Source organism: Myxococcales bacterium, assembly GCA_012517325.1.
Lineage (GTDB): Bacteria > Lernaellota > Lernaellaia > Lernaellales > Lernaellaceae > JAAYVF01.
Genome location: JAAYVF010000002.1, coordinates 1 through 8,826, shown reverse-complemented (window position 1 = coordinate 8,826; position 8,826 = coordinate 1). Strand labels below are relative to the sequence as shown.

The following is an 8,826-nucleotide window of genomic DNA, read 5'->3' as shown; positions in this document are numbered from 1 at the left end:
CGGCAGGCGTTTGCCTTGCTGTGTTCGACCAAGGATCAAAAAGAATGCATGAAGGCGTTCCTCGGCAAGCGGGCGCCGGCTTTCAAGGACAAATAAACCGCCGCACGCGCGGCCTTTCCGGGGGAGTGAGGGAGCCATGGATTTTCAACTAAGCGATGAACTGCGCGCCCTGCGCGACATGGTTCGTGATTTCGCCGAAAACGAACTGAAGCCGAACGCGGCCGAGTGGGACGAGCATCATATCTTCCCGGCGGCGACCGTGAAAAAGATGGGCGAGCTGGGTCTGATGGGCGTCGCCTACGATCCGGAATACAACGGCGCCGGGATGGATTACCTGGCCTACGCCATCGTCGTCGAGGAATTGTCGCGTGGTTGCGGCGGCACCGGCGTCATCTGTTCGGCGCACAGCAGCCTGGCTTGCGATCCGATCAACAACTTCGGCAACGAAGAACAGAAAAAGAAGTACCTCAGCCGCATGGCGACCGGCGAATGGATCGGCTGCTTCGGCTTGACCGAGCCGGGCGCGGGTTCCGACGCCGGGGCCTTGAAAACCACGGCCGTCAAGGACGGCGATCAGTGGGTTCTCAACGGCACCAAGCTGTTCATCACCAACGCGGTCGAAGCGCAGGTGGCGGTCGTGTTCGCCAACGCCGATAAAAACATGGGGTCGAAGGGCATCACGGCGTTCATCGTCGAAAAAGGCACCCCCGGCTTCAGCGTCGGCAAGGTCGAGGACAAGCTCGGCATCCGCGCCTCCTCCACCGCCGAACTGGTTTTCGAGAATTGCCGCGTTCCCGACGCCAACCGCCTCGGCGAGATCGGCCGGGGCTTCAAGATCGCCCTGGCGACCCTCGACGGCGGGCGCATCGGCATCGCCGCGCAGGCGGTCGGCATCGCGCAATCGGCCCTCGAGGACAGCGTCAAATACGCCAAGGAACGGCAGCAGTTCGGCAAGCCGCTGGCCGCCTTGCAGGCCATTCAATGGATGATCGCCGACATGGCGACCGAAATCGAAGCCGCCCGCCTGTTGGTTTATCAGGCGGCCTGGATGAAAAGCCACAAGGTCAAGGGCTTCGGCCGCTACTCCGCGATGGCGAAGTTGTACGCCGCCGAGGCGGCCATGCGCGCCACCACCAAGGCCATTCAAATTTTCGGCGGTTACGGCTACATCAAAGAGTACCCCGTCGAGCGGCATTTCCGCGACGCGAAAATCACCGAAATTTACGAAGGCACCAGCGAGATTCAGCGGTTGGTCATCGCCACCAGCTATTTGAAAGAGTAATTGACGCCCTACGCGGCGGGAGCGAGGACGCCTTGCTCCCGTCCGCCACGGCAGCGCCCCCGCGCGCGGGAGTTTCAACATGGATTGGAATCTGACGGACGACCAACGCATGGTCGTCGACATGGTTCGCGATTTCGCCGCCAATGAACTGCGCCCGCAGGCGGCGGAACTGGATCACACCGGCCGCTTCCCCCTGGAGAGCCTGCGCCGGATGGCCGCGCTGGGCTTGATGGGCATGAACGTGCCCGAGGCCTATGGCGGCAACCAGTTCGGCCCCGTGGCCCTCAGCCTGGCCGTGACCGAGGTGGCGCGCGCCTGCGCTTCCACCGCCGTGACGATGAGCGTCACCAACATGGTCGGCGAAGCGATCGCCGTCTTCGGCACCGAGGAACAGAAGCGGCGGTTCATCCCGAAAGTCATCGGCGGCGATGATCCGATCGGTTCGTTCTGCCTGACCGAAACGAGCGCCGGCTCCGACGCCGCGGCCCTGAAAACCAAGGCGATCCTCGACGGCGATCAATGGGTGCTCGACGGCAGCAAGGTGTTCATTTCGCACGGCGCCTACGCGTCGGTGCTGATCGTCTGGGCGCGGACCGGCGATTTGCCGGGCGCCAAGGGCATCAGCGCGTTCATCGTCGAGAAGGACACGCCGGGCCTGATCATCGGCAAGTCCGAGGACAAAATGGGACTGCGCGGTTCGAATACCGTGGCGCTCACCTTCGAGAACTGCCGCATTCCGCGCGACAATCTGCTGGGTGAACTCAATCAAGGGTTCAAAATCGCCATGATGGCGCTCGACGGCGGGCGGATCGGCGTCGCCAGCCAGGCGCTCGGCATCGGCTACGCGGCGCTGTACGCCGTCATCGAGTACGCGCGCATCCGCGAACAATTCGGCCAGCCGATCGGGCGGTTCGGCGCCATCCAGCATTTCGTATCGGATATGAGCACGATCCTGGAAGCGGCGCGCGCCATGATCCTGCGGGCCGCCTGGCTGAAGGAAAACAAAAAACGCTTCTCCCAGGAAGCCTCGATGGCCAAATTGTTCATCACCGAAAACCTGCAAAAGATCGTCCGGGACGCGGTGCAAGTTCACGGCGGCTACGGGTATACGAAAGAGTACGTGGTGGAACGATTGTTTCGCGACGCCCGGGTGACCACCATTTACGAAGGCACCAGCGAAGTGCAGCGAATCGTCATCGCGCGGGAGTTGCTGAGCTGAGCAAGCCTTGATGAAGGAACCGGCCATCCGCCGTGGAGTGCGTCGGCGGCGGACGGTCAGAAAATATTCGCCGAGACGTCGACTTTCGTTTCCACCCGCAAATCGTTGCTCTTCACCACCAGGTCGTCCAGGCTGACCATGGCATAGTCGTAAAAGACCGTGTCGCCGTCGACGACCGCTTCCAGCCCTTTTTCGATCAGCTCGTTGCCGCCTTCGACCAGCATCTCCTCGGCCGTAATCGTCTGGCCGGGATCCAACACGGCTTCCGCGACCAGGGTGCTGACCGCGTCATCGCCCTCGCCTTCGGTCAGGAGCATGCGGATCTGGGCGCTGGCGGCGCCGAGGTTGGTGATCGAGCCGAGCAACTTGGTGTCGTAAATCCGGTCGATGTGGTTGGAATAATCGCCGATCGAGGTTTCGGAAAGATCCTCGTGGCGCAGGTAAGTGGGCAAAGCGGTGATTTTCAATTGGTCGATGACGACTCCCGCGCCGGAGCCGCCTTGCAGGGCGACGACCGGCACCAGCAGGTAGTTCTCGTCGAGCTGCGAGACGACCTGGACGATCCGGTCGTTGATCACATCGGCGCCGGTGATGAAGGGATCCTGCAGGTCGATGTCCAGGGTTTGATTGGCGCCCACGTAGATCGGCGCGATATAAACGGCGGTGCCGCTGGCGTCATTGGGAATCAACGCGACATCGACCTTGGCCGGGGTCGAGCCCAAATTGCGGACCCGCGCCGCCAGGAAAAAGAAGGTGTCGGCCAGATCGCCACTCGCCACGCCGATCGCTTCATCCAGGTCCGCCGCCGAAACCGCCGGCGCGGTGACGGTTTGTCCGGACATCATGGTCAGGTTTTCCACGATCGTCGCGTGATGCGGGCTTCGTTCGGTCGTCTTGTTTTGAATTTGCTGGGAAAGATCCAGCGTCCGGGCCGTCTGATCGTTGATCATATCCTCGATCGCGCTGCAACCGCTCAACCATGCCGCCGCCAGGAACAGTACCGACAACACCAGGATGTTCTTCATGGCTGACTCTCTTTTGTTGCTGGTTGAAAAACAGGTCGAATAGAGTGTTGGTTGATCGCTGGATGAAACTGTTGCCTTTCTTTTCATGCCGTTCCTTTCACCGCCCACCATTACCAAAAGCAAAGCCCGTGCCAACGTGTGAAAGAAATTGCATTTCACTTTATTTACAAACACTTACGGACATTGCGGAAAATTTCTCGCATTAATCGGATTGAATATCAGCCACCGGCTCGGCTCTTCGCCGGTTCACCAATTCGTTGATAATACGGGATTATTGATTTTCGCGAACCGATTGCAGGACCACCGTGGGCGCTGATTTTTCAGCGGAGGCGCTGAACCGTAAGATTTTTTGGCTGGTTTTTAATCTCACCAAGCATCGTGGCCGGCTGATCCGCCGGCGCATTTCAATGCCGGAAGGCGCGCTCGCCGGTGAAGACCATCACCACGTTGCGGGCATTGCAGAGGCGGATGAGTTCGGCGTCGTAAGCCGAGCCGCCCGGTTGAATCACCGCCGTAACGCCTTCGCGCAAGGCGACTTCCAACGGCCCGGGATGGTTCAAAGCGCCGTCGCTGGCCATGCCCGCGCCGATCAACCCGCCCTTGAGTTCGGCGGCATCGGCCCAAATCGATTCGCGCATGGTTTCGTCGGTGACCGCGTCATACGGTACGTGAAAACGTTCCCAGGCCAGGCGGTCGGCCATGTTGTGGTAAGCATAATCGCGGGCGATCTGCGCCACTGCGGTACGGTCCTGGCCGCCGATGCCGATCCCCACCGTGGCGCAATCCTTGACGTAGACCACGCTGTCACTGGCGGTCGTCGCGGCGATCACCCAGGCGAAGAGCATGTCTTCCCATTCGCCCGGCGTCGGCTGCCGTTTGCCGCGCACCTCTTGCGTCTTGTGTTGCAGGGCGCTGGAGGGGCGGTAGTTTTCGCGCGAGAGCGCCGGCGGCGATACCGTCATTTCGGCGATCAGGCCGCCGTCGGACAGGCTGGTCAACGCCAGGTGCGGCCGGCCGATATCCTGGGCGAGCTGATCGAGCTTGCCGACGCGCATCAGGCACAGGTCGGGGCGGCGCGCCAGCATCCCCAGCACGCCTTCCTCGAAATCGGGCGCCACCAGAATGTCCAGCGGCACTTGCAGAATCGCCTCGGCGGTCGGCAGGTCGACCGGGCGGTTGAACGTGGCGCAGGCGCCCACGGCGGCCGAACGATTGGCCCGCACGGCCAGTTGAAAGGCCTGATCCGGGTGGTTGGCCATCGCCGCGCCGCACGGATTGTTGTGCTTGACGATGACGCACGTCGGCCGATGCAGGGTATAGCGCAAGGCGCTCAGGGCGATATCGATGTCGCGGATGCCGATCTTGCCCGGGCAATGGCAGGGCGCCAGCAATTCCGGTTCGCTGACGGTCGGACCGGCGGTCCGCACCAGGTCGATCTCGCCCAGGGTGAACTGGCCGCCGACCGGTTTGTACAAGGCGGCCGGCCGCCCCGGATTTTCCCCGTGCCGCAGGCCGAAATCCCGGCCGTTCAACGTCCACTTCACCTGCCGGTAGGTCACCGTTTGTTTTCGTTCGCCGTCGCGAAAAACCACGTCGATTTCTTCGGGAAAGCGAAGATTCTCGGTCGCGGCCAGCGTGGTTTGTTTGTCGTCCTTCATGTGTTCCTCGATGCCGTCGCGGGGCGTTTATTCCTCGATCCGAACGCGACCATCCGCCAGATGGACCCGGCCGTGCGCGATTTGATTCAGAACCCGGCTGTAAAGTTCCCATTCCACTTGCAACCCGCGCGAGCGCAGGTCGTCGAGGCTGTCGGCCGGCAAAATGGGAACGACGCGTTGGGCGATCACCGGCCCGGTATCCATGCCCGCGTCGATGAAGTGCACTGTGATTTTCGTTTCGGTCAGCCGCGGGCCTTTCTTGGTCAGGCCCATGGCGAATTCGTACCCGTGAACCCCTTGATACGCGGCCGTATCGGCGGGATGGATATTGACGATACCCGGCAGGCCGAGCCGCCGGTTGTATTGAGCCTGGATGAAATCGCCGGAAAGCAGGCGCATCCAGCCCGCCAGCACGACCAGATCGTAGCGAAAGGCCGCCAGTTCACGCCGCAAGACCGCTTCGTGTTCCTGCCGCGTCGCATATTCGCGGTGGTCGCAAACGATGGTCGGGATGCCGTATTTTTTGGCGCGCACCAGTCCGTAGGCGTCGGGCACGTTGCTGACCACGACCGCCACCTCGCAAAAAATCTGGCCTTCGGCGCAGTTCTTCGCGATGGCCTCGAAATTCGAACCGCTGCCGGACAAAAAGACGGCCAGGCGCAATTTTTCGCTCATCTCTTCTACCGTTCTTGGCTATTCGTTCCGGTTACCGCCGTTCCGGACCGTGCCTTGTCGCGGAACTTTAAGGTGCCCGGATTCTAGCAAGGCCGCGCCTTGGTGAACAAGGGTCTTTGGGCCGGCCAATCCATTTTTTCCACCGCCGTCCGTCGATTGGACATTCCTCGGTGCGCCTTCATTGAAAGGATCCGTCACCGGCGCACGTTCGCTTGACGCCCACCGGGCACCCTTCTACCTTGAGTCGATGTTTCAGCGGGAGGGTCTGATGAAACGGCTCGGCATGGTTTTGTTCTTTCTTCTCTTTTTCATTCCGCGACTGTCGGCGGCGGCGACCGTCACTGTCGATTATTCGTTCCCCGCGCCCGTGGCGAGTTGCGATCCGCACGGCATCGCCCGAGTCGAAATGGGCGACCTGGCGATCCGCAACGCGCCCGGCGAACCGCGCCTTCCCGTGCGAACGGCCAAAATTCTCCTGCCGCTGAATCATGAGGCGGTAAAGATCGAATTGATATCCGCCGAATGGCGCGAATTGCCCCTCGCCTGTCGACCCGCGCGCGGCACGACCGGTTTTTCGCCGCTCCATCCCGCCGGTGCGGCGGCGAGCGTCACCGAAATCGACCCGCGACAGCCCGTCGAAATCCTCGGCCGGCAGCGCCTCCTGGGCGCCGACCTGTTGCTCGCCCGGCTCCGGCCGGTCGCTTACGACCCGGCCACCGGCCGGTGGCGTTATGTCGCGGCGTTGCGGTTGCAGGTGATCACCCGCCCGCGACCGGTCTCACCCGCCGCGCCGTTCCGCGGCTTGAGCGACGATCTGGCGCGCCTGCGCGGGTTCGTCGACAACCCCGCGCGGCTCGTCGATTATCGCGCCCGCCGCCCAAAAGCCGAGGATTGGACGTATCTGGTGGTCGCCCCCGCCGCCCTGGCCGACGCCTTCGCCGATTACCTGGATTATCAGACGCAGCAATCCGGCCTGTCGGCCCACCTGGAAACGATCGAGGACATTCTGGCCGCGACGGCGGGTGAGGACAACGCCGACCGGTTGCGCAATTTCCTGCGCACGGCCTACGCCGATCACGGCACGCAATGGGTGCTGCTCGGCGGCGACGCCGACGGCGCGGACCCGGCCGGCCAACTGGTGCCGCTGCGCTGCCTGTCGGCGCGCGCCGAAACGACGGTGGTCGATCATTGCATTCCCGGCGACTTGTTTTTCGGCAACCTCGACGGCCCGTGGGACGACAACGGCAACGGCTGGTACGGCGAGGAGGACGACGGCGCCGACGGCGGCGACGTGGATCTGCTGGCCGAGTTGTACGTCGGCCGGATCGCGGCCGACACCGCGGCCGAGGTGGCGACGCAACTCGCCAAGATCATGGCCTACGACGATCAACCGGCGCGTCCGGCGGCGATTCTCGTCGGCGAGAAACTCTGGCCGGCGCCCGTGGTCTGGGGCGGCGACCTGAAAGACCTGGCGTTTGCCGAGATGCCCGGCTTCACGGCGCTGACGCTTTACGAACGCGACGGCACGTTTTCGCACGAGGCGCTGCGCGCGGCGATCAACAGTGACGAATACTCGATCATCAACGCCTCCGAACACGGCAACTGGTACAACATTCTCGGCCTGTACTCGATCGCGGTCGGGCCGGTCCAGAACGATCTGCCGTTCCTGAGCAACACCCGGCCGTTTTTCGGTTACAGCCACGGCTGTTTCAGCGGTTCGTTCGACAACCGGACGATGTTCGACACTTACCTCGAAACGGATTCGATCGCCGAGGAGCTGACGACCGGCATGACGGCGGGCGCCTTCGCGCTCGTCGCCAACAGCCGTGAGGGTTTCGCCAACTGGTCGGAAACCGGCGGCGCGTCCAGCGAGTTCGACATCGCCTTCATGCACGCGGTGTTCGCCGACGGTTTCACCAGCCTCGGCCAGGCCCTGACCGCGGCCCGCGAGTCGAAAGTCGGCGAGCTCGACGGCAATGCCGGCGCCAACCGGTGGGTGTTCTACGACCTGAACCTGTTGGGCGATCCGCACCAGGCCTTGAAGATCGTCGCGGAGCCGGGTGACGACGATGACGACGACACCGCGGCCGACGATGACAACGACGCCGGCGACGACGACAGCGACGGCGATGACGATGACGATATCGACGCCGATGTCGACGACGATGACGACGACGGCGGTTGCGGCTGCTGAACTGCGGCGCCGATCATTGACGCACCCCGGCCGCCGGGCGCATCATTGGGATGGTTGCGTTTACCACCGAATCGGGATTCACCTTATGCGACGCTGCCTCGCCGTTTTTTGTCTTCTGGCGATTCTCGTGCCGCCCGTGGTTTCACTCGCCGCGACGCAGGTGGCTTATGTCCATACGCCCGACGCCGCCGCGTTTCGCCGCTTGGCGGCTTATCCGGTCAGCATCGAGGAATCCGAGCTGCCTGATTGGACGCGCCTCGCGGCCACGCCCGAAACGATTCGCGAACTGCAAAAATCCGGTTATGAAGTCGAGGTGATCATCGACGACCTGGCCGCCTGGGCCGCCGCCCGCCTTTCGCCGCCCGATCCGACAAATGCTTTGCCGCCGGACAACCGGGTTGCTTTGGATCATTACCTGACCTACGAGGAAGCTGCGGTTTTTCTGCAGGATGAGCAAGCGGCCTATCCGGACATTCTATCGGTGGAAACGATCGGTCAAAGCGTCTTGGGGCGCGATCTCTGGCTCGTCAAAATTTCAGATAACGTCGCGGAAAACGAAGCGGAACCGGCGGTGATTTTCGATCACTGCATACACGGCGACGAACTGGCCGGCTGCATGTTGGGGTTTTTCATCATTCAATGGCTGACCGAAGGCTACGGCGTCGATCCTGAGGTTACCGCACTGGTCGACGAACGCGAGATTTTCATCGTCCCGACGGTCAATCCCGACGGCAATCAACCGGATGATTACAGCCGCTACAACGCCAACGGCG

Annotated in this window: 7 protein-coding genes; 4 read left to right on the top strand and 3 right to left on the bottom strand. The window is 62.5% G+C overall.

The genetic code is table 11. The features are described from left to right. Positions 1 to 136: 136 nt before the first annotated feature. On the top strand, positions 137 to 1,282 hold the full coding sequence (locus tag GX444_00185) for an acyl-CoA dehydrogenase (GenBank protein NLH46999.1): 1,146 nt from the start codon (positions 137 to 139) through the stop codon (positions 1,280 to 1,282). A 79-nt stretch (positions 1,283 to 1,361) separates the two neighbouring features. Beyond that, positions 1,362 to 2,501 (top strand): acyl-CoA dehydrogenase, encoded by a 1,140-nt coding sequence (locus tag GX444_00180; protein ID NLH46998.1) that lies wholly within the window; start codon positions 1,362 to 1,364, stop codon positions 2,499 to 2,501. A 56-nt stretch (positions 2,502 to 2,557) separates the two neighbouring features. Here the strand turns inward: GX444_00180 and GX444_00175 are convergent, their stop codons facing one another. The 3 genes from GX444_00175 to purN all read right to left on the bottom strand — a co-directional run bounded on the left by GX444_00175 (position 2,558) and on the right by purN (position 5,859). Further along, the gene (locus GX444_00175; protein NLH46997.1) at positions 2,558 to 3,526 is read right to left on the bottom strand and encodes a hypothetical protein; all 969 of its coding nucleotides are present in this window, start codon (positions 3,524 to 3,526) and stop codon (positions 2,558 to 2,560) included. Positions 3,527 to 3,930: 404 nt separating this feature from the next. Next, a complete protein-coding gene (locus GX444_00170) occupies positions 3,931 to 5,184 on the bottom strand; it encodes an IMP cyclohydrolase (protein ID NLH46996.1) in 1,254 nt (417 codons plus the stop codon). 27 nt (positions 5,185 to 5,211) lie between these two features. Beyond that, positions 5,212 to 5,859: a phosphoribosylglycinamide formyltransferase gene (gene purN / locus GX444_00165; GenBank protein ID NLH46995.1), complete on the bottom strand. Its 648-nt coding sequence runs from the start codon at positions 5,857 to 5,859 to the stop codon at positions 5,212 to 5,214. Between the two features lie 268 nt (positions 5,860 to 6,127). On the opposite strand from purN, the gene GX444_00160 reads away from it, so the two are divergent. Next, positions 6,128 to 8,053, top strand: a complete 1,926-nt coding sequence (locus GX444_00160; GenBank protein ID NLH46994.1) for a hypothetical protein — start codon at positions 6,128 to 6,130, stop codon at positions 8,051 to 8,053. 85 nt (positions 8,054 to 8,138) lie between these two features. Beyond that, positions 8,139 to 8,826, top strand: a 688-nt coding sequence (locus tag GX444_00155; GenBank protein NLH46993.1) for a hypothetical protein, incomplete at its 3' end; no start/stop codon positions are given.